We start from the raw sequence: 19,569 nt of genomic DNA on the forward strand, positions 1-19,569 counted from the left end.
GAGATTTGCGCATCGGGCCCCGCCCGGCGTAGAGGCGATTGCATCATGACGAGTGTTCGGTCCTCCGCTGCTGCCAGCGCGCTCCACCTGATCGGGAATACGCGAATGGTCCGCCTTGCCGGGCCGTCGGAGCGCACCGGCTGCGATATCTACGGCAAATGCGAGTTCGAAAATCCGGGCGGGTCTGTAAAGGACAGGGCCGCCCTGTTCATCGTCGAGGATGCCGAGCGCCGGGGACATCTCCGCCCCGGCGGGACCGTCGTCGAGGGAACCGCCGGCAATACCGGCATCGGCATCGCGACCGTCGCCAATGCAAAGGGCTACCGCACGATCATCGTCATGCCGGACAACCAGTCGGGCGAAAAAATGGCGACCCTGCGTGCGCTGGGGGCCGAACTCGTTCTGGTGCCGCCGACGAAATATGCCGACCCGGAGCATTTCGTGCACCGCTCGCAGCGGATCGCCGAAGAGCGGGACAATGCCGTCTGGGCGCAGCAGTTCGACAATGTCGCCAACCGCCAGGCGCATGTCGAAACGACCGCTGCGGAAATCTGGGCGGCGCTGGACGGGCGCGTCGACGGCTTCACCTGCGCGGCGGGAACGGGCGGCACCATTGCCGGCGTCGGCATCGGCCTGAAGGAGCGCCGCAAGGATGTCGTCATCGCGCTGACCGACCCTCATGGCGCCGCGCTCTACAATTACTACGCTCATGGCGAACTGAAGGGCGAGGGGTCTTCCGTGGCGGAGGGCATCGGCCAGGGCCGTATCACCGGCAATCTGGAAGGTGCCCCCATCGACGCTCAGTTCCGGGTCTCGGACGAGCAGGCGGCGCGGGCCGTCTTCGAACTGAACCGGCAGGAGGGGCTTTGCCTCGGCCTTTCCTCGGGTATCAATGTCGTGGGCGCCGAGCTTCTGGCGCGAAAACTCGGGCCGGGGCACAGCGTCGTCACTGTCCTGTGCGATACGGGCTTCCGCTACCTTTCGACGCTCTGGAATCCGCAGTGGTTGCGTGAAAAGGGGCTGCCGGTACCGGACTGGATGGACGGGCAGGGCTGATGGGTCCGCTTGCGCGGTTCGAAAATGTCGGGCTGCGTTACGGCACCGATTCGGAAGTGCTGCGCGATCTCAGCTTCCGGCTCGACCGCGGCGCGTTCATGTTCCTCACCGGGCCGTCGGGCGCCGGCAAGACGTCGCTTCTGAAATTGCTGTACCTTGCCGAGCGGCCCACGCGAGGACGCCTGACGCTGTTCGGTACCGATGTCGGCGCCGCAGCGCCCGAGGAGCTTCCCGCGCTGCGCCGCCGTGTGGGCGTCGTCTTCCAGGATTTCCGCCTGCTCGACCATCTCAACGCATTCGAGAATGTCGCTCTTCCCCTTCGCATTGCCGGCGTCGAGGAGGAGGAGGTCGCGGCGCATGTCGAAGAGCTGCTGGACTGGGTGGGCCTGTCGCGGAAGCGCACGGCGCGGCCCAAGACCCTGTCGGGGGGTGAGCAGCAGCGGCTGGCCATCGCCCGCGCGGTGATCAACCGGCCCGATCTTCTCCTGTGCGACGAGCCTACGGGAAATGTCGATCCGGAGATGGCGGGGCGGCTCCTCCACCTGTTCCAGGAGCTCAACAGGCTCGGCACCACGGTCGTCGTCGCCACGCACGCCATGCAGCTTTTGCCCCGCATCCCGGCAGCGACCATCATGCGGCTGGAGCGTGGCCGCATGCAGGACCCTTCGGCCTATCTGCACGGCTCGGACGACCGCGCGGCGGCCACCCTGTCTGCGGCGGAAGGCGTCTGATGGCCCGGTGGGCGCCGCGGGCGGAGCGCTACCGCTACCTCCCCGCCGAACCGGTGCTGCGCACGTCGCTCCCCTGGCTCGTGGCGCTTACCGTCCTCCTGGCCACGCTCGGAATGGCGGTGGGTCTCTCGCTCGTCGGGGGCCTGACCGCGCTCGGCAACCAGATGTCGGGCGGGTTCACCATTCAGGTTGCGGACGGCAATCCCGACCGGCGCGACGAACGTTCGCAGCGGCTTCTTTCGTGGCTCGCCGACCGGGAAGGGGTCGTGAGCGCGGCGCGCGTGCCCGGGGACGAGATGCAGCGCCTGCTCGAGCCATGGCTGGGGGACACCGATCTCGCGGGCGTCCTCGTCATGCCGGCGATGATCGATGTCGAGCTCGCCCCGGGTGTGGAGGCGCGGCGCCTGGCGGCGGAGCTCAGGTCGGCGGATCCCGATATCACCGTCGATTCGCACGCCGACTGGTTCGCGCCGGTCGGACAGCTCGGGACGGTCCTCGCGGTCCTTGCCATGGGTTTCGCGGTCCTGCTTCTTGCCGCCATGGCGGCCATCGTGGTTCTGGGGGTGCGCGCCGGTCTCGGTCGGCACCGGGAGGCGCTTGGCATTCTTCATGTCCTGGGCGCCGAGGAGCGAACCATTGCCGGGCTATTTCAGTACAGGTTTGCGCTTACCGCTCTGGCCGGGGCCGCGGGCGGCTTCGTGCTGGCGGTACTCCTTATCCTGCTCATCGCCGAACTGGTCGGCGGCCTCGGCAGCGGCCTGCTCCTGTCTGCGGGCCTCTCGCCGCTCGCGTGGCTTCTGCTCGGCACCGTTCCGGTCGTTGCGGTGTTTCTTGCCATGATGACTTCGCGACTGACCGTGCAGCGAGCCCTTGCGGAGCAGCGCTGAGCCGTGAAACTGCTGCTGCGCCTTCTGCTGGCCATTCCGCTTCTCTGGCTTGCGGGCTTCGTGTGGTTTCTGCTGTCGCTTCCGGCGGGCGTGGAGGCCGAGGTGGAAACCGATGCCATCGTGGTGCTTACGGGCGGCCCGGGGCGCGTGGCCCACGGGGTGGAACTGCTTCAGGAGGGATATGGCGAACGCCTGCTCGTTTCCGGCGTGGATCCCAAGGTGCGGCCTATCGAGTTGGCGGAGGAACTCGGTGTCGACGAGGCGCTGTTCACCTGCTGTATCGACCTCGGCAAGCAGGCGGAGAACACGGTGGGGAACGCCTTCGAGATCGGCACCTGGGTGCGGCGCAACGGCTATACCTCGCTGCGCGTCGTGACCGCGGCGGACCACATGCCCCGCGCGCTGCACGAAATCGAACGCGAGCTGGGACCTTCGGTCGCCTTGGTGGCCGACCCCGTCGCGCCCAAATGGGGCCTGAGTGCCCTCGCGACGGAGTTTTCCAAATATACCGTGCGCAGTCTTCAGATGCTGGTGGGGCGCGGCTGATGACGCTCCTGCGCAACATCGTCTTCTCGGTTCTCTTCTATCTCTTCAGCGCGGTCTTCAGCATTGGCTTGTGGATCGTCTCGCTGGTGAAACCCTCGACGGCCCTGCCCGGCGCTTCGGCCTGGTCGCGCGGGGTCCGCTGGCTCACGCGGTACATCCTCGGCATTCGCATCGAGATCGACGGCGAACTTCCGCACGGCCGCTGCATCGTGGCGCCGAAGCACGAATCCTTCTTCGAGGCGCTGATGCTGCCGGCCCTGTTTCCCAATGCCGCCGTCGTCATGAAACGCGAACTCTCGCGCATCCCTGTCTGGGGCGACCTCGTTCAGAGGCATGCCTCCATCTTCGTGGACCGCACCGCCGGCGGCCAGGCGATGAGGTCGATGCTGACCGCGGCAAAGGCCGCGCGGGCCGCCGAGCGCGAGATCCTCATCTTTCCGGAGGGGAGCCGGGCGCCGCCGGGCGAAGCCCCGCCCATTCGCAGCGGCGTTGCCGGGCTCTACCGCATGCTCGACCTGCCGGTGGTGCCGATTGCGCTGACCTCGGCGCACGTGTGGCCGAAGTCGGGACTGAAACGGCCGGGGGTAGTGCGCTGGCGCGTCATGCCGGAGATTCCCGCGGGTCTGCAGCGCCGCGAGTTCGAAATGCGCCTTCATGATGCGATCAATGCCGAACAGCCCAAGCTTGCCTGACCGGCAGCGAATGAGACCTTTCAGGAAAGCCGCGCGATGAAAAGCTGGCAGCGAATCTGTCTTGCCCTCCTCCCGCTGACCCTCGGGCTCGGGGGCTACTGGCTCTACTGGCGCGCGCAGGCCAATGATTTCGCCCAGCTTGTCGAGAGCGTGGCGGGAGAGCGGCCCGCGCTGTCCGGCTTTCCCTACAGCCTGCGCGCCGAGCTGCCGGGTCTCGCCCTCGCGCGCGGTGACGATGCGCGGATTCGGGTCGCGGGCAGCCGGGCCGAAGTCAGCACCGGCCCCTTTCGCTCCGCCGTCAGCGTGACCGCCGTCGAGTCTGCCGAGGTCGAGGCCGCGCTCACCGGCTTTCCGGACGCGCGCATGACCCTCTCCGCGCCGCTCGCGCTCGCCAGCCTGCGCGCCGGCCCCGTGATCGAGCGTCTTTCGGTTGTCGCCGAAAAGGCGCGCGCGGCGACGCCTCTGCTGGGCCAGGTCGGCGTGACCGACCTGGAATTTCATTTCCGCGAAACGCCCACCGCAGCACCGGCGGCCGGCCCGACGGGACCTGGTCAGGCCGAGGCGCGTCTCTCCGGCCTGTTCCGCTTCGGCGACGATGTCGCGCTGCGGCTGCTCTTACCTGTGACGATCGCGGCGGACGCCCCGCTTTCTTCGCTGCGCGGATGGCAGGATGGCGGGACGATCGAGATCGACGGCGGTCTCCTGACCGGCGCGGACGAGGCGCCTCTTGCGGGCTTCGATGCCACTGCGGCGCCGCTTCCCGGGGGCTCCATCGCCCTGTCCGGGACCTTCACCACAGACTGTCCGCTGACGCTGCGCTGGCTGGTAGGGGGCGACGCGCGCCCCGCGGAGGAATTCCGCCGCCGCAATCCTGCGCAGTTCAGCCTGTCGGGAACGCTGCGCGAGCCCGTCCTCACCGAGCGGCCGACGCCTAGCGGCGGTCTCGCCCGAAGTCGGGAGCCGCCGTGTCCTGACCTGCGTCGATGACGCGGCGGCGGGTGTCGCGCGTCTCGCGGAACCTGTCGAACAGGAAATCGCCATCGTCCCAGCGGATCGCCCGCTGCAGCTGCGTCAGGTCTTCGGTAAAGCGCTGCAGGGTTGAAAGCACCGCCTCCTTGTTCTCCAGGAAGACGTCGCGCCACATGGTCGGGTCGCTCGCCGCGATCCGGGTGAAGTCGCGAAATCCGCCGGCGGAATATTTGATGACTTCGCTGCTCGTCACATCCTCGATGTCCGAGGCTGTGCCGACGATGGTATAGGCGATCAGGTGCGGCAGGTGGCTGGTGATAGCCAGCACCATGTCGTGATGCCCGGCCTCCATCAGCTCGACCTCGCTGCCCAGCCGGCGCCAGAATTCGCTCACTCGTTCGACGTTGCGCGCATCGGCCTCCGCGCCGGGCGTGAGGATGCACCAGCGATTCTCGAAGAGTTCGGCAAAGCCGGCGTCGGGACCCGAGCGTTCGGTTCCCGCCACGGGATGCGCCGGCACGATCCGGTCTGGCCCTTCGATGGCCGCGGCCATCGCCTTCAGCACCGATGCCTTCACCGAGCCGACATCGCTGACGACTGCGTCGCGCGGCAGGTCGGCGGCAATCTCCTCGGCCGCCGCGCCGATGGCGCGTACTGGTACAGCGAAGACGACGAGGTCGGCGTCGCAGACCGAGGCGCCGGCGCTGTCCGCCATGTCGTCGAACAGGCCAAGCTCGTCCGCGCGGGCCGCGACGGCCGCGTCGCGGTCATACCCCGTCAGGCGGACGGTGGGCATCCGGTTCCGGATGGCCCGCGCGAGCGACGAGCCGATCAGGCCCGTCCCCAGAATGGTGACGCGTTCGAACGGTAGCACGGCCGCCTAGCCTTCGCCGAAAAAGGCGCGCAGCGCCTCGATCAGCTCGCCGGTTTCCTCGGTCGTCCCCACGCCGATGCGCAGGGCATGGCCCAGGCCCATTTGCGGCAGCCAGCGCACCAGGATGCCGCGCTCGCTCAGAAACGCGTTGGCAGCCTCGGCCGTATGGTCGCCCGTTTCCGGGAAGGTGGCGAGCACGAAGTTCGCCGCCGACGGCACGGCGCGCACTCCGTGATTGCCGAGTGCGGCGAGGGCCTCCTCCAGCCGGCCCCGTTCGCGGCGGTTTTCGGTGCGGCAATGCTCGACCCAGTCCTGGTCGCGGACGGCGGCGATCGCGCCTGCCTGCGCTTCGCTCGTCACGTTGAACGGGCCGCGGATGCGGTTGAGCGCCCCGATCACGTCGGGGTGGCCGTACGCCCAGCCCACGCGTGCACCGGCAAGGCCGTATATCTTCGAGAAGGTGCGCGTCGTGACGACGTTCGGATGGACGCGCGCCATGGCGATGCCATCCTCATAGTCGGCCTCGCCCGCCTGATATTCCGCATAGGCGGCGTCGAGAACGAGCAGGATGTCGGGCCTCAGACCAGTATGCAGCCGCTCGACTTCGTTGCGCGGAATGACGGTCCCCGTCGGGTTGTTGGGGTTCGCCAGATAGACGAGCTTCGTCTTGTCGGTGACGGCGCCCAGTATGGCATCGACGTCTGCGGTATAGTCCTCGTCCTCCACCGCGACCGGAACCGCGCCCGCACGGCGCGCCGCGATGGGATAGACCATGAAGCCGTAGCGCATGTGGACGATCTCGTCGCCCGGCCCGGCATAGGCCTGCGCAAGCAGTTGCAGCAGTTCGTCGGACCCGGTGCCGCAGACGACCCGGTCCGCTTCCAGGTCATGGGTCTCCGCGATAACCTCGCGCAGTTCGTGGCTGGCCGCGTCGGGATAGCGGTGCGGGTCCACCGTCCCTGCGCGCAGCGCCTCGAGCGCCTTGGGGCTGGGGCCGAGCGGGTTCTCGTTGGACGACAATTTGATCGTCCGCTTGCCCGCTTCGCCCGAACGGCCCGGCACATAGGGTGCGATTTCGGCGATCCATGGCTTCATCTGGGGGGCGGGCATGTCGGACGTGCATCCTTTCGGGAACAGGGAACGCGCCGGTCTTCCGGCGCTCTCAGCGCGCCTTAGCGCCCCTCGGCGCGACAACCAACCGGGAGGGCATGCCATGCAACCATCAATGAAACGCCACGTTATCCCTGCAATCACTGGAAAGGAATCACCATGGGAAATGGCGGACGCACAATCCTTTGGATCGCTATTCTAGCGGTCGTCGTTCTGATTATTCTCTACGCACTCGGCTTTTTCTCTGCTGAAGTCGAAGGAGAGCTTGAAGCACCGAATGTCGACGTAAGCGCCGAGGGCGGTTCCATTCCGGACGTCGATGTGGATGCGGGCGAGATCGAGGTCGGCACCGAAGAAGAGGTCGTCGAAGTTCCGACGATCGACGTCGAGGAAGCCGGCGAGCCTGACGAAGAATAAACTTCGGGCACGAAGACACCAGGGAAGAATAACTCACAGGCCGGAGACGAACCGTTATGCCGCTTATCATTCTCATTCTGACCATTCTGATCCCGCCGCTTGGCGTGGCGCTCAAACATGGTCTCAGCGCGGATTTCTGGATCAACTTGATCCTGACGCTGATCTTCTACGTCCCGGGCCTGATCCACGCTCTTTACGTGAATTATGTAAGATAAGCATCTAAGAGCCATGGCCATGACCGGGAACGGCTTCATGACCATGGCTCTCGAACAGGCGGAAGCAGCGGCGCGCCGCGGGGAGGTCCCCGTGGGCGCCGTTGTCGTTTGCGGGGAGGACGTTTTGGCCGCGCGTGGCAACGAGACGCGGCAGGCCGCCGACCCGACGGCGCATGCGGAACTGCTCGCCATTCGGGAGGCTGCGGCAAGGCTCGGCAGCGAACGGCTGACCGGCTGCGATCTCTACGTGACGCTCGAACCCTGCCCGATGTGTGCGGGCGCGATCTCGCATGCCCGGCTCGCGCGGCTTTACTTCGGCGCGGAGGATCCGAAGGGCGGCGGCGTGTTGAACGGCCCGCGCGTCTTCTCGTCTCCTACCTGTCTGCACAGGCCCGAAGTGTATCCCGAGATCGGCGCGTCCGCAGCCTCGGAGCTTTTAAGGGGCTTTTTTCAGCAGCTGCGTTAGCCGCACGGAAAAAGGGCGCCCCGTCGAGACGGGACGCCCTTTTTCGGTCTAGATGCGAGGCCGCCTACATGCGGTCGACGGTCTTCTTCGCATCTTCCTTCAGTTCGCCGCGCAGCTGCTGGGCTTCGCCCTTGCGTTCCTGCTCGAAGCCTTCCTGTTCCATCTGGCGGTTGTCGGTGGCGTCACCGATATCCTGCTTCAGATTACCGGCAGCTTCGTTGGCGTTACCTTTGATCTTGTCGGAAAATTCACCCATGAGACATACTCCTCTCGTTTGCGGCGCCTGCCTGCCGGGTAACTTCGTCCGGCTAGCGCGCCTTCGTTGTCCGCTCATCTAACCAACGGAAGCACAAGGTTTTTGTTCCGAAAGAATTGGCGGGACCCGCGCCAGGGTTCGCGCGAGGTTTTCGGCAATCGGCGCGGCGCCGTCCAGCCTCAGGACGCGCCCGTCACGCTCGCCAAGCCACGCCTCGTGGCGCGCGCGGGTCCTCCCACCGAATGACGGATCGTCATAGCCTTCGGCCCAGCGAATGAAGTTCTCATGCGCCTGGTACATGTCGCCGCCCGGGGCGATCCGCGCGCCGAAACGCTGCTGCTCCCGCGCGCGCAGGCGGGCGATGCGAAGATCGGTCGGGAGCGTCAGGAAAATAAGATGGTCGGCGCGGTCGGCCACGGCCTCGCCCCAGTCCATCATCGAGCCGCTGACGACCCAGCCCGCATCATCGTCCAGATCGAGGTCCAGAAGCCTCAACCGCTCCTTGTAGCTGCGCTTGCGCAGGAAGGGCGGGTCGGTCGGGACCCAGTAATAATCGGCGGCGTCCGCATGAAAGACACCGAGCTTCTGCGCCAGCGCCCGGCCGAGCGTCGTCGTGCCCGTTCCGGACGCGCCGAGCAGGTGAAGCTTCAGATCAGGCCTGCCAGCGGGCTGGACGGATCGGCATAGCGCCGTTTCGCCATGCGACCTGCCAGGTATGAATCGCGGCCCGCCTCGACGGCGCGCTTCATGGCGCGCGCCATCAGGACCGGATCCTTCGCTTCCGCAATGGCGGTGTTCATCAGCACGCCGTCACACCCCAGTTCCATCGCGCCTGCCGCGTCCGATGCGCAGCCGACACCGGCATCGACCAGTACGGGGACGCTTGATTGCTCGACGATCATGCGGATGGTCACCGGGTTCTGGATGCCCAGGCCGGAGCCGATCGGCGCGCCGAGCGGCATGATTGCGCAAGCACCCACATCCTCCAGGCGCTTCGCCGCGATCGGATCGTCGGCGCAGTAGACCATGACATCGAAGCCGTCCTTTACCAGTTCCTCCGTGGCACGGATCGTCTCGATCATGTCCGGGTAAAGCGACTTGGCTTCGCCCAGAACTTCCAGCTTCACCAGGTTCCAGCCGCCCGCTTCGCGCGCCAGGCGCAGGGTGCGCATCGCGTCTTCAGCCGTGAAACACCCGGCGGTATTCGGCAGGAAGGTCACTTCCCTGGGGTCGAGGAAATCGGTGAGGCGCGGCTTGTCCGGATCGCTCAGATTGACGCGCCGGACGGCAACGGTGACGATTTCCGCGCCCGCGGCCGCGACGGCCCGGGCGTTGGTTTCGTAGTCCTTGTACTTTCCCGTGCCGACGATCAGGCGCGAGCGGAAGGTGCGTCCGGCAACGGTCCAGCCTTCCTCCTCCGTTCCCGTAGCCGACTCCTCGGCAACGGCATCGCCGCCGCCGACGAAGTGCACCACCTCGATTTCGTCGCCGCTCGCCAGTTCGGTCGTCTCGTAGGCCGACTTCGGCACGATCTCCAGGTTGCGCTCCACGGCGACCGAGTTCGGATCTTGGCCGAGCTCGTTCAGCAGGTCGACGACGGTCGCCGGTTTGCGGATGCGGCGATGTTCGCCGTTCACGGTGATGGGAAGGGTACGGTCCATGGCATTCCATTCAGTGTCGGCGCCGGATATAGGCAGGCGCGTCAACCGAACCAACCGCAAGAGCCGAAGCCATTTCCGACAAGCCTCTCGTCATGGTCCTCAACGGACCCAACCTGAACCTGCTGGGGACGCGGGAACCCGATATCTACGGGACCGAGACGCTCGACGATATTGCCGGGCGGCTGGAGGACGAGGCGCGCGAACTGGGCGTTGCCGTGGACCTCAGGCAGTCGAACCATGAAGGGCATCTGGTCGACTGGCTGCACGAAGCGGCTTCGGTCGAGGCAAGGGCGGTGATCTTGAACGCAGCCGCCTACACACATACCAGCGTTGCGCTGCGCGACGCGGTTGCGGCGATCTCGGTGCCGGTGATCGAGGTTCATCTCTCGAATCCGCATGCCCGCGAACGCTTTCGCCACCGCTCGCACATCAGCCCGGTCGCACGCGGTGTCATTGCCGGTCTGGGCGCAGAGGGGTACAGCTTGGCGCTTCGCGCCGCGGCGACGCTTTAGACGGCCGCTGGTTCGGCCGAAGAACAGAGGGGATAGTTGAAAAATGTCAGAGCCTAAGGCGAAGGGCGGCATGTCCGTGGACACCGCGCTCGTGCGCGAGCTGGCCGAACTGCTGGGCGATACCGGGCTGAGCGAGATCGAGGTGGAGGACGGCGACCGCAAGATCCGCGTTGCCCGCAAGCTTCAGGCTGCGGCCGCGGCCGCGCCTGCCTATGCGCCCGCCTCTGCTCCGCCCGCCGCCGCTCCCGCAGCCGAGAGCGCGGCGCCTGCCGAAACGGCGCAGGATCTGAAGGCGCACCCCGGGGCGGTGAAATCGCCCATGGTGGGGACCGCTTACATGTCGCCCGAACCCGGCAAGCCGCCGTTCGTCAGCCCCGGCTCGCAGGTCGCGGCGGGCGACACGCTGCTGATCGTCGAGGCGATGAAGGTCATGAACCCGATTACCGCGCCGAAGGCCGGGACGGTGAAGCAGGTGTGCGTCGAGAATGAAGAGCCGGTCGAATATGACCAGGTGCTGCTGATCGTCGAATAGATGTTTGAAAAAGTCCTGATCGCCAATCGCGGCGAAATCGCGCTCCGGGTTCTCAGGGCGTGTCACGATCTTGGGATCGGTACGGTCGCGGTGCACTCCACCGCCGACGCCGATGCCAAGCATGTGCGGCTGGCCGACGAGGCCGTGTGTATCGGGCCGCCCAGCGCCGCCGAAAGCTATCTCAACATGGCCACCATCATGGCCGCTGCCGAGGTTTCCGGCGCCGATGCGATCCATCCCGGCTACGGCTTCCTGTCCGAGAACGCCAAGTTCGCGGAAATCGTCGAGGCGCACGAGATCGCCTTCATCGGCCCGACGCCCGAACATATCCGCGTCATGGGCGACAAGGTGGCGGCGAAGAAAACCGCCGGCGCCGTCGGCCTTCCGCTCGTGCCCGGTTCCCCCGGCGCGGTAACCAGCGAAGCCGAGGCACGCGAGATCGGTCGGGAGATCGGCTATCCGATCCTCGTAAAGGCCGCCTCGGGTGGCGGCGGCCGCGGCATGAAGGTGGTCGAAAGCGAAGACAAGCTGTCCGCGATGCTCAGCCAGGCCAAGGCAGAGGCGAAGGCGGCCTTCGGCGACGACACCGTCTACATCGAGAAATATCTCTCCAACCCGCGCCACATCGAGTTCCAGGTCTTCGGCGACGGCAAGGGCGGGGCCATTCACCTCGGCGAACGCGACTGTTCGCTGCAGCGGCGGCACCAGAAGGTGTTCGAAGAGGCGCCCTCGCCCGCAATCAGCCCCGAGCAGCGCGCGGAAATGGGCGAAGTGTGCCGCAAGGCGATTGCCGAAATGGGCTATCGCGGCGCCGGCACCATCGAATTCCTCTACGAGGATGGCGGCTTCTACTTCATCGAGATGAACACCCGCCTGCAGGTCGAACATCCCGTTACCGAAGCGATCACCGGCCTCGATCTGGTGCGCGAACAGATTCGCGTGGCGGCGGGCCTGCCGCTTTCGCTTACTCAGGACGACGTGCGCTTTCGCGGCCATGCCATCGAATGCCGCATCAACGCCGAGGATCCCGCGACCTTCGCCCCCTCGCCCGGCCTCGTCGAACAATATCACGCGCCCGGCGGCCTGCATGTCCGCGTCGATAGCGGCCTTTACGACGGCTACCGCATCCCGCCCTATTATGATTCGCTCATTTCAAAGCTGATCGTCTACGGCGACGACCGCGAGGCGTGCCTGCTCCGCCTGAAGCGGGCGCTGCGCGAATATGTGATCGACGGCCCGAAGACGACGATCCCGCTGCATCAGGCGCTGGTCGACGAACCCGACGTCCGTGCGGGCGACTATTCGATCAAGTGGCTCGAGGCCTGGCTGGCCCAAAAGGAAGGCTGACCCGCCAGCCTGACAGCGCGAACCGCCCGTAGAGGGGCCGCGACGGGCGATCCGTACTCACACACTTGTTAGAAGTGCCAGTGGGCGCACAGTTGACCGCCCCACCATTCCCCAGCCAAAGACGCGTCTCGAAAGAGGGAGCGCTTGTCCGTGCTGAAGAAGATTCTGATCGCCAACCGCGGGGAAATCGCCTGCCGTGTCATCAAGACGGCAAGGCGCATGGGTATCGAGACCGTCGCCGTCTACTCCGACGCCGATGCCGATGCGCTTCATGTCAGGCTTGCCGACGAGGCCGTCCGGATCGGCCCGGCCGCGGCCTCCGAAAGCTATCTCGTCGCCGAGAAGATCGTCGAGACCTGCAAACATGTCGGCGCCGACGCCGTTCATCCGGGCTATGGCTTCCTGTCCGAGCGGGCCTCTTTCGCAAAGCTGCTCGACGAGGCGGGGATCACCTTCATCGGCCCGCCGCCGAACGCCATCGCGGCGATGGGCGACAAGATCGAATCGAAGAAGCTGGCGCGCGAAGCCGGCGTCAACGTCGTCCCCGGCTTCGTCGGCGAGATCGAGGATACCGACCATGCGGTGAAGATCGCGAACGACATCGGCTATCCGGTCATGATGAAGGCCTCGGCGGGCGGCGGCGGCAAGGGGATGCGCCTCGCCTGGTCGGAAAAGGACGTGCGCGAGGGCTTTCCCTCGGTGCGGTCGGAGGGGCTCAACAGCTTCGGCGACGACCGGGTCTTCATCGAGAAGTTCGTCGAGCAGCCGCGCCACATCGAAATCCAGGTGCTCGCCGACAAGCATGGCAACTGCGTCTATCTGGGCGAGCGCGAATGCTCGATCCAGCGCCGCCACCAGAAGGTTGTCGAGGAAGCGCCGTCGCCCTTCGTGACGCCTGAAATGCGCAAGGCCATGGGCGAGCAGGCCGTCGAGCTGTCGAAGGCCGTCGGCTACACCAGCGCCGGCACGGTTGAGTTCATCGCCGGCGCCGACCGCAGCTTCTACTTCCTTGAGATGAACACCCGCCTGCAGGTGGAGCATCCGGTAACCGAGTTCGTCACCGGTCTCGACCTTGTCGAGCAGATGATCCGCGTCGCGGCGGGCGAAAAGCTCGCCTTCGGCCAGGACGACGTTACCCTCACGGGGTGGGCGATGGAGAGCCGGGTCTATGCCGAGGACCCCTACCGGTCCTTCCTGCCGTCGATCGGCCGCCTGACTGCCTACCAGCCGCCCGAGGAAGTCGAGAATGCCGTGCGCGTCGATACGGGCGTCCTTCCGGGCAGCGAGATCTCGATGTTCTATGACCCGATGATTGCGAAGCTGATCACCTATGGCGAGACGCGCGAACAGGCGATCGACCGCAATCTCGAGGCGCTGAACCACTATGTGATCCGTGGCATCAGCCACAATATCGACTTCCTCGCCGCTCTCATGCGGCACGACCGCTTCCGCTCGGGCGAGATCACGACCAATTTCATCGCCGAGGAATATCCCGACGGTTTCGAGGGCGCGCCGCTGTCCGACCTCCAGCGCAGGCAGGTGATTGCCGCCGCCGCCGTCATCCAGGCGACCGACACCGCGCGCACCTCCGAGCTGACGGGCCAGCTCAACGGCAAGCCGGCCTTCGGCAGCGACTGGGTTGTCGTTCTGGACGGGGAGGGCGTGCCAGTCTCCATCGACGGCTCGGCGCCCGACTGGGACCTCGAATTCGGCGGCAGCACCATGGAAGTCGAGAGCGGCTACATGCCCGGCGACCTCCTTTTCACCGGCAAGCTGGACGGAGAGCCCTTCGCGCTCGAGGTTCAGCGCCTCGACGTCGGTTACCGGTTCGGCATCGGCGGCAGCCGGCACGACGTGCGCACGCTCACCCCGCGCACCTGGGAACTGTCCTCGCACATGATCGAGAAGGAGCCGCCTGACCTGTCGAAGATGCTGCTCTGCCCGATGCCCGGTCTCGTCATGACGATCCATGTCACGGAGGGCGACAAGGTCGAGGCCGGCCAGCCGCTCGCGGTTGTCGAGGCGATGAAGATGGAGAACATCCTGCGCGCCGAGAAGTCCGCCACCGTCTCTGCCATCAAGTGCGAGGAGGGCGACAGTCTGGCGGTCGACGATGTCATCATGGAATTCGAATAGGCGGCCGGGATAGGCGGTTAGGCCATGGCGGGCGCGGAACCACCTTCGATGACCGACGCGGCCGGCATGCCCGCGTCCGAACGCGTCGTCGCCTGCGAGGGCATCCACAACCTGCGCGACTATGGCGGCTACGAGGCGTCTGCGGGCCGTCTCGTCACCGGGCGGCTGTTCCGCTCGGCGCAGCACCGCGAAGCCTCCTCTCCCGACCTGGAGAAGGTTGCCGGCCTCGACCTCGCCGCCGTCATCGACCTGCGCGGCCGGTCGGAGCGGGAGGCCGCGCCCTGTCCCCGGCCGGACGGGTTCGGCGCGCGCGTAATCCTCGTTGACGACGAGACCATCAACCCTGCCGACGCCGCCCGCTATGCCCGCGCCTTCGACAGTCCCGCAGCAGCGCGCGAGGCGCTGACCGAGGGCTATCGCGCCATGCCCTACCGCCCGAACCTGCAGCGCCTGTTCGGCCTCTATTTCGAGGCTCTGGCCCAGGAAGACGGCGCGACTCTCATTCACTGCCTGGCGGGGAAGGACCGTACCGGCCTTGCTGTCGCGCTGTTCCACCATGCCATGGGCGTCCACCGCGACGACATGATGGCCGACTATCTGCTGACGAACAGTGCGGGCAATGTGGAGGCGCGCGTGGCTGCTGCTGCCGCGGCCATGCGCGACATGCACGGCGGGGACATTCGCGAGGACGCGCTTGCCGAATTTCTCGGCGTGCGGGCGGAATATCTCGAAACCGCCTTTGCGGCGATTCGCGCGGAGCATGGATCTCTGGACCGCTATCTCCATGAGGTACTCGGGGTGACCGCCGCCCGACGGCAGGAGCTGGAGCGCCGTCTTGCAGCCTGACGCGGCGCGCACTCCCGGCTTCTCTCCGGGCTTCATCTTCGTCTACGGCCTGCTCAGGCCCGGCGAGAGCGGTCTCGCCGAACTCGGCCTTGCGGATCACCTTCCCGCCGCCGGACGCGCCAAGATTCGCGGGCGGCTCTATGACCTCGGCCCCTATCCCGGCGCGAAACTGGACGAGCCCGGCACCCTCGCCGGCGATCTCCTGCGCCTCACCCGGCCGGCCGATCTAGACGCCCTCGACCGGTTCGAGGATTTCGACCCCCGGGACCTCGCCGCCTCGCTCTACGAACGCCGCCGCGTGCGGACGCTCGCCTCCAATCTCACTGTTTGGGCCTATCACTACCGGCCCGCGGTCGACCCAGAGGCTCGCATCGCGTCGGGCGACTGGACTCGCCGCGGCTAGGGCGAACCAGTGAAAATGGAGAATGGCGCGCCGCAGCAAGCTGGCTACGGTGCGCGCGATACCTCACAAAGTGGACCAGATTTCTATGCTGAATACCGCCGGGCGCACCGCCTATAACGAAGATCATGAAATGTTTCGCGACACCGTGCGCAAGGTGCTCGGCGACGTCATGGAGCCGAAACTCGACCAGCACGAGGCCGAAGGCGTCGTGGGGCGCGAGGAATGGAAGGCCGTCGGTGCCGCGGGCATGCTCTGCCCCACCGTCAGCGAGGAATATGGCGGCCTCGGCCTCGATTTCGGCTACAACGCCGTCGTCGACGAGGAACTCGCCTATCTCGGCTCGTCGGCGGGCTTCACGCTTCAGTCCGACATCACCGCCAATTATCTCGAACAATATGGCTCCGAGGAGCAGAAGAAGAAATATCTGCCCGGCATGGTTTCGGGAGAGATTATCTCCGCCATCGCGATGACCGAGCCGGGCACCGGCTCCGACCTCCAGGGCGTCCGCACGACGGCGAAGAAGGACGGCAATCACCTCATCGTCAACGGCTCGAAGACCTACATCACCAACGGCCAGAACGCCGATTTCGTCATCGTCGTGGCGAAGACCGACCCCGATGCGGGCGCGAAGGGCATCAGCCTCGTTCTCGTCGATGCCGATAGCGAAGGGTTCGAGCGCGGCCGCAACCTCGACAAGGTCGGCCAGCATTCTGCCGATACGTCGGAACTGTTCTTCAACGATGTGCGCGTGCCGATGACCAACATCCTCGGCGAGGAAGGGCGGGGCTTCGCCTATCTGATGGAGGAACTGCCGCAGGAACGCCTCTCCATCGCCGTGTCGGCGCAGGGCGGTGCGCAGCGCGCCTTTGACGAGGCGGTTAAGTTCACGAAGGACCGCAAGGCGTTCGGAACGACCGTCTTCCAGTTCCAGAACACGAAGTTCACCCTCGCGGATCTCGCGGCGCAGCTGCAGGTCGGCTGGGCGCATCTCGACTGGGCGCTGAAGCGCCACATGGACGGTGAACTGACCACGGCGGAGGCCTCTTCGGCAAAGCTCTGGCATACAGAGCTTCAGGGGCGCGTATGCGACGCCGCGCTGCAGCTCCATGGCGGCGCCGGTTACATGAACGAATATCCCATCGCCCGCCTGTGGCGCGACGCGCGCGTCACCCGCATCTTCGGCGGCACCAGCGAAATCATGAAGGAAGTGATCAGCCGCTCGCTCTGAGCGGCCGTAGCCAGGAACGAGAAGGAAAGACACATGGCAGAAGCAGCATATATCGTGGCCGCGTGCCGCACCGCCGGCGGCCGCAGGGGCGGACGTCTTGCGGGCTGGCATCCCGTCGACATGGGCGCGAAGGTACTCGATGCGGCGGTCGAGCGCGCGGGCGTTCCGGGCGATGCGGTAGAGGATGTCATCGTCGGCTGCGTCAGCCAGGCGGGCGAACAGTCGCTCCATGTCGGGCGCCACTGCGTCCTTGCCTCGAACCTTCCCGAAAAGGTCCCGGCCGTCACCATCGACCGCCAGTGCGGCTCGTCTCAGCAGGCCATCCAGTTCGCCGCGCAGGCCGTCATGTCGGGGACGATGGACGTCGTCATCGCCGCCGGGACCGAAAGCATGACGCGCGTGCCCATGGGCTCCGCCGTTCGGTCGCCCGAGGGGTCGAACCCGATCCCCCCGTCCATCCAGGATAAATATGGCGTGAAGGGCTTCAGCCAGTTCAAGGGCGCGGAGATGATCGCCAAGAAGTGGGGCTTCAAGCGCGAACAGCTCGACGCCTTCGGCCTCAACAGCCACGAAAAGGCGCAGCAGGCCGTGAACGAGGGCCGCTTCGAAGACGAAATCGTGCCGCTCGAGATCGAGACGCCCGAGGGCGAAAAGGCCATGCACAAGGTCGATGAGGGCATCCGCTGGGACGCCAGTGCCGAGGGCATGGCCGGTGTGAAGCTGCTCGACGAGAACGGCGTCATCACCGCCGCCACCTCCAGCCAGATCACCGATGGCGCCAGCGCCTGCGTGATCGTCTCGGAGCGCGCGCTGAAGCAGTACGGCCTGACGCCGCTCGCGCGCATCGTGAACCTCACCGTTACGGCGGGCGATCCGGTTGTCATGCTCGAAGAGCCGCTGTTCGCTACCGACAAGGCGCTCGAGCGCGCGGGCATGAAGATTGGCGACATCGACCTTTACGAGGTCAACGAGGCCTTCGCCCCCGTGCCGATGGCCTGGCTGGAGCATACCGGCGCCGACCCCGAAAAGCTCAACGTCAATGGCGGCGCCATCGCGCTCGGTCATCCGCTCGGCGCGACCGGCACGAAGCTGATGTCGACCCTGGTGCACGAGCTTCACCGCCGCGGCGGCAAATACGGCCTGCAGACGATGTGCGAAGGCGGCGGCATCGCCAACGTCACCATCGTCGAACGCCTCTAGCACCGCTCGACGTGCGGGGCCCGCGTCCGAAGGGCCGGGCTTCCGCGATCCGCAAACGTCGCCGCCCCGGCGACCGTCATGGAAAAGGGGGGAGCGGCCGGGCCGCTCCCCCCTTTTTCGTGTTCCGCGATGATTCGCGGCGGGAGGGGCCTTTGCTCGAAAGGCCGCTCCCGCGCTTTGGCTTAGACGCGTTCGATGATGATCGCCGGGGCCATGCCGCCCGCGGCGCACATGGTGACGAGGCCGCGCTTCAGGTCGCGGCGTTCCAGCTCGTCGAGCACCGTGCCGATAAGGATCGAGCCGGTGGCGCCGATGGGATGGCCGAGCGCGATCGCGCCGCCGTTCACATTGACCTTGTCCCAGTCGAGATCGAGGTCGCGGACGAACTTCGCCGCAACGACGGCGAACGCCTCGTTGATCTCCCAAAGATCGATGTCGTCCTTGGTAAGGCCCGCCTTCTCCAGCACCTTCTTCGCGGCCGGGACCGGCGCGTTCAGCATCAGCGTGGGGTCGTCGCCCATATTCGCAGTCTGGATGATCTTCGCGCGCGGCTTCAGGCCGTGCTTGTCGCAATATTCCTTCGAGGCGAGCAGCACCGCGGCGGCGCCGTCGACCACGCCCGACGAATTGCCCGCATGGTGGAAATGCTCGATCTTCAGGTCGGGATATTTCTGGTTGATCAGCTTGCGGAAGGTGGTGCCCTTCTCGTCGATCGGCATGTCGGCGATCTTCACGAAGGAGGGTTCCAGCTGCGCCAGCGTATCCATGGTCGTCTGCGGACGCGGGAACTCCTCGCGGTCGAGCACCATGTTGCCGTCGGCGTCGGTAACGGGAACGAGGCTCTTGTCGAAGCGGCCTTCCTCGATGGCGACGCGCGCCTTCTGCTGCGACTTGTAGCCGACCTCGTCGAGCTCCTCGCGCGTGAACCCTTCCTTCGACGCGATGGCGTCGCCGCACACGCCCTGGTGCGACTGCGGGTGGGTTTCCTGCAGGCGCTCGTTGCCCGAGCCCATCATCGCCGCGCCGAGGCCGGCGGCCATTTCCTCGCGGCCCCGGTCTGCGGTGTAGCTCATCATCTCGGTGCCGCCCGCAACGACAAGGTCTTCCATGCCCGACATGATCTGCGCCGCGGCGAAGTTCACCGAGGTGATGCCGCCGCCGCAGAAGCGGTCGAGCGTCGTGCCCGAGGTCTTGATGTCATAGCCCGCGTCGAGCGCCGCCATGCGGCCGAGGTCGCCGCCCTGCTTGCCCTTCTGCGAGGAGGTCGACCAGATGACGTCGTCGACGTCCGCCGTGTCGAGATTGTTGCGCTCGGCGATCGCCTTCAGCACCGTCGCCGCGAGGTGCTGCGGGTGCATGTGCGCCAGCGCGCCCTTGCCGGTCTTCCCGACGCCGCGCGGGGTGCGCACCGCGTCGATGATATATGCCTCTGCCATGATAGTCCTCCTGAGATGAAACGTGGCGCGAAACTGCGCGGGGAGGAGA

General features: G+C 66.3%; 23 protein-coding genes. 17 read left to right on the forward strand and 6 right to left on the reverse strand.

From position 1 onward, the window contains the following. Window positions 1–45: 45 nt before the first annotated feature. The 6 genes from KCN53_RS03890 to KCN53_RS03915 are packed head-to-tail and all read left to right on the forward strand — an operon-like array spanning window position 46 to window position 4,899. Window positions 46–1,056 (forward strand): cysteine synthase A, encoded by a 1,011-nt coding sequence (locus KCN53_RS03890; protein WP_088711351.1) that lies wholly within the window; start codon window positions 46–48, stop codon window positions 1,054–1,056. Further along, entirely contained in the window at window positions 1,056–1,787 is a 732-nt protein-coding gene (gene ftsE, locus KCN53_RS03895; RefSeq protein WP_088711350.1) for a cell division ATP-binding protein FtsE, read from the forward strand. Before KCN53_RS03890 ends, ftsE begins: the two co-directional genes overlap by 1 nt. Next, window positions 1,787–2,674 (forward strand): cell division protein FtsX, encoded by an 888-nt coding sequence (locus tag KCN53_RS03900; protein ID WP_088711349.1) that lies wholly within the window; start codon window positions 1,787–1,789, stop codon window positions 2,672–2,674. The genes ftsE and KCN53_RS03900 overlap by 1 nt, the downstream gene beginning before the upstream one ends. A gap of 3 nt (window positions 2,675–2,677) precedes the next feature. Continuing rightward, window positions 2,678–3,220, forward strand: coding sequence for a YdcF family protein (locus KCN53_RS03905; protein ID WP_224199339.1), 543 nt, complete (start codon window positions 2,678–2,680; stop codon window positions 3,218–3,220). Beyond that, window positions 3,220–3,912: a lysophospholipid acyltransferase family protein gene (locus tag KCN53_RS03910; protein ID WP_088711348.1), complete on the forward strand. Its 693-nt coding sequence runs from the start codon at window positions 3,220–3,222 to the stop codon at window positions 3,910–3,912. Before KCN53_RS03905 ends, KCN53_RS03910 begins: the two co-directional genes overlap by 1 nt. 36 nt (window positions 3,913–3,948) lie before the next feature. Then, window positions 3,949–4,899 (forward strand): hypothetical protein, encoded by a 951-nt coding sequence (locus KCN53_RS03915; RefSeq protein ID WP_088711347.1) that lies wholly within the window; start codon window positions 3,949–3,951, stop codon window positions 4,897–4,899. Here KCN53_RS03915 and KCN53_RS03920 read toward each other — a convergent pair. After that, entirely contained in the window at window positions 4,844–5,755 is a 912-nt protein-coding gene (locus KCN53_RS03920; protein ID WP_088711346.1) for a prephenate/arogenate dehydrogenase family protein, read from the reverse strand. The two genes, KCN53_RS03915 and KCN53_RS03920, sit on opposite strands and share 56 nt — an antisense overlap. Window positions 5,756–5,761: 6 nt before the next feature. Beyond that, window positions 5,762–6,865, reverse strand: a complete 1,104-nt coding sequence (hisC, locus tag KCN53_RS03925; RefSeq protein WP_088711345.1) for a histidinol-phosphate transaminase — start codon at window positions 6,863–6,865, stop codon at window positions 5,762–5,764. A gap of 159 nt (window positions 6,866–7,024) precedes the next feature. Here hisC and KCN53_RS03930 point away from each other — a divergent pair, with 159 nt between their 5' ends. The 3 genes from KCN53_RS03930 to KCN53_RS03940 are packed head-to-tail and all read left to right on the forward strand — an operon-like array spanning window position 7,025 to window position 7,963. Beyond that, window positions 7,025–7,282: a hypothetical protein gene (locus KCN53_RS03930; RefSeq protein WP_088711344.1), complete on the forward strand. Its 258-nt coding sequence runs from the start codon at window positions 7,025–7,027 to the stop codon at window positions 7,280–7,282. 56 nt (window positions 7,283–7,338) lie between these two features. Next, complete coding sequence (locus KCN53_RS03935) at window positions 7,339–7,497, forward strand: YqaE/Pmp3 family membrane protein (RefSeq protein ID WP_088711343.1); 159 nt, start codon at window positions 7,339–7,341, stop codon at window positions 7,495–7,497. Between the two features lie 13 nt (window positions 7,498–7,510). Next, window positions 7,511–7,963: a nucleoside deaminase gene (locus KCN53_RS03940; RefSeq protein WP_224199340.1), complete on the forward strand. Its 453-nt coding sequence runs from the start codon at window positions 7,511–7,513 to the stop codon at window positions 7,961–7,963. A 64-nt stretch (window positions 7,964–8,027) separates the two neighbouring features. Here KCN53_RS03940 and KCN53_RS03945 read toward each other — a convergent pair whose 3' ends face one another. The 3 genes from KCN53_RS03945 to thiS all read right to left on the reverse strand — a co-directional run bounded on the left by KCN53_RS03945 (window position 8,028) and on the right by thiS (window position 9,880). Continuing rightward, window positions 8,028–8,219 carry a CsbD family protein gene (locus tag KCN53_RS03945; RefSeq protein ID WP_088711342.1) on the reverse strand — a complete coding sequence of 64 codons (192 nt, stop codon included), beginning with the start codon at window positions 8,217–8,219 and terminating at the stop codon, window positions 8,028–8,030. Window positions 8,220–8,297: 78 nt separating this feature from the next. Further along, a complete protein-coding gene (locus tag KCN53_RS03950; RefSeq protein ID WP_207790633.1) occupies window positions 8,298–8,936 on the reverse strand; it encodes a P-loop NTPase family protein in 639 nt (212 codons plus the stop codon). Beyond that, window positions 8,867–9,880: a sulfur carrier protein ThiS gene (gene thiS, locus KCN53_RS03955; RefSeq protein WP_088713310.1), complete on the reverse strand. Its 1,014-nt coding sequence runs from the start codon at window positions 9,878–9,880 to the stop codon at window positions 8,867–8,869. Before thiS ends, KCN53_RS03950 begins: the two co-directional genes overlap by 70 nt. A 92-nt stretch (window positions 9,881–9,972) precedes the next feature. Here thiS and aroQ point away from each other — a divergent pair, with 92 nt between their 5' ends. The 8 genes from aroQ to KCN53_RS03995 all read left to right on the forward strand — a co-directional run bounded on the left by aroQ (window position 9,973) and on the right by KCN53_RS03995 (window position 18,084). Continuing rightward, window positions 9,973–10,392 carry a type II 3-dehydroquinate dehydratase gene (gene aroQ, locus KCN53_RS03960; RefSeq protein ID WP_172406155.1) on the forward strand — a complete coding sequence of 140 codons (420 nt, stop codon included), beginning with the start codon at window positions 9,973–9,975 and terminating at the stop codon, window positions 10,390–10,392. A 70-nt stretch (window positions 10,393–10,462) separates the two neighbouring features. Next, window positions 10,463–10,924 (forward strand): acetyl-CoA carboxylase biotin carboxyl carrier protein, encoded by a 462-nt coding sequence (accB, locus tag KCN53_RS03965; RefSeq protein WP_088711339.1) that lies wholly within the window; start codon window positions 10,463–10,465, stop codon window positions 10,922–10,924. After that, complete coding sequence (gene accC, locus KCN53_RS03970; RefSeq protein ID WP_088711338.1) at window positions 10,925–12,271, forward strand: acetyl-CoA carboxylase biotin carboxylase subunit; 1,347 nt, start codon at window positions 10,925–10,927, stop codon at window positions 12,269–12,271. It abuts the gene before it with no gap. 150 nt (window positions 12,272–12,421) lie between these two features. Next, window positions 12,422–14,407 (forward strand): acetyl-CoA carboxylase biotin carboxylase subunit, encoded by a 1,986-nt coding sequence (locus KCN53_RS03975; protein WP_088713309.1) that lies wholly within the window; start codon window positions 12,422–12,424, stop codon window positions 14,405–14,407. A gap of 48 nt (window positions 14,408–14,455) precedes the next feature. After that, on the forward strand, window positions 14,456–15,253 hold the full coding sequence (locus tag KCN53_RS03980) for a tyrosine-protein phosphatase (RefSeq protein WP_224199341.1): 798 nt from the start codon (window positions 14,456–14,458) through the stop codon (window positions 15,251–15,253). Further along, entirely contained in the window at window positions 15,243–15,656 is a 414-nt protein-coding gene (locus tag KCN53_RS03985) for a gamma-glutamylcyclotransferase family protein (protein WP_088711337.1), read from the forward strand. Before KCN53_RS03980 ends, KCN53_RS03985 begins: the two co-directional genes overlap by 11 nt. Before the next feature lie 85 nt (window positions 15,657–15,741). Next, a complete protein-coding gene (locus KCN53_RS03990; RefSeq protein WP_088713307.1) occupies window positions 15,742–16,884 on the forward strand; it encodes an acyl-CoA dehydrogenase family protein in 1,143 nt (380 codons plus the stop codon). Between the two features lie 33 nt (window positions 16,885–16,917). Beyond that, window positions 16,918–18,084, forward strand: a complete 1,167-nt coding sequence (locus tag KCN53_RS03995; protein WP_088711336.1) for an acetyl-CoA C-acetyltransferase — start codon at window positions 16,918–16,920, stop codon at window positions 18,082–18,084. A gap of 182 nt (window positions 18,085–18,266) precedes the next feature. Here the strand turns inward: KCN53_RS03995 and KCN53_RS04000 are convergent, their stop codons facing one another. Then, window positions 18,267–19,520 carry an acetyl-CoA C-acetyltransferase gene (locus tag KCN53_RS04000; protein ID WP_088711335.1) on the reverse strand — a complete coding sequence of 418 codons (1,254 nt, stop codon included), beginning with the start codon at window positions 19,518–19,520 and terminating at the stop codon, window positions 18,267–18,269. Window positions 19,521–19,569: the final 49 nt, after the last annotated feature.

The sequence above is a fragment of the Pacificimonas aurantium genome (genome assembly GCF_020092905.1).
In the GTDB taxonomy this organism is placed as follows: domain Bacteria; phylum Pseudomonadota; class Alphaproteobacteria; order Sphingomonadales; family Sphingomonadaceae; genus Pacificimonas; species Pacificimonas aurantium.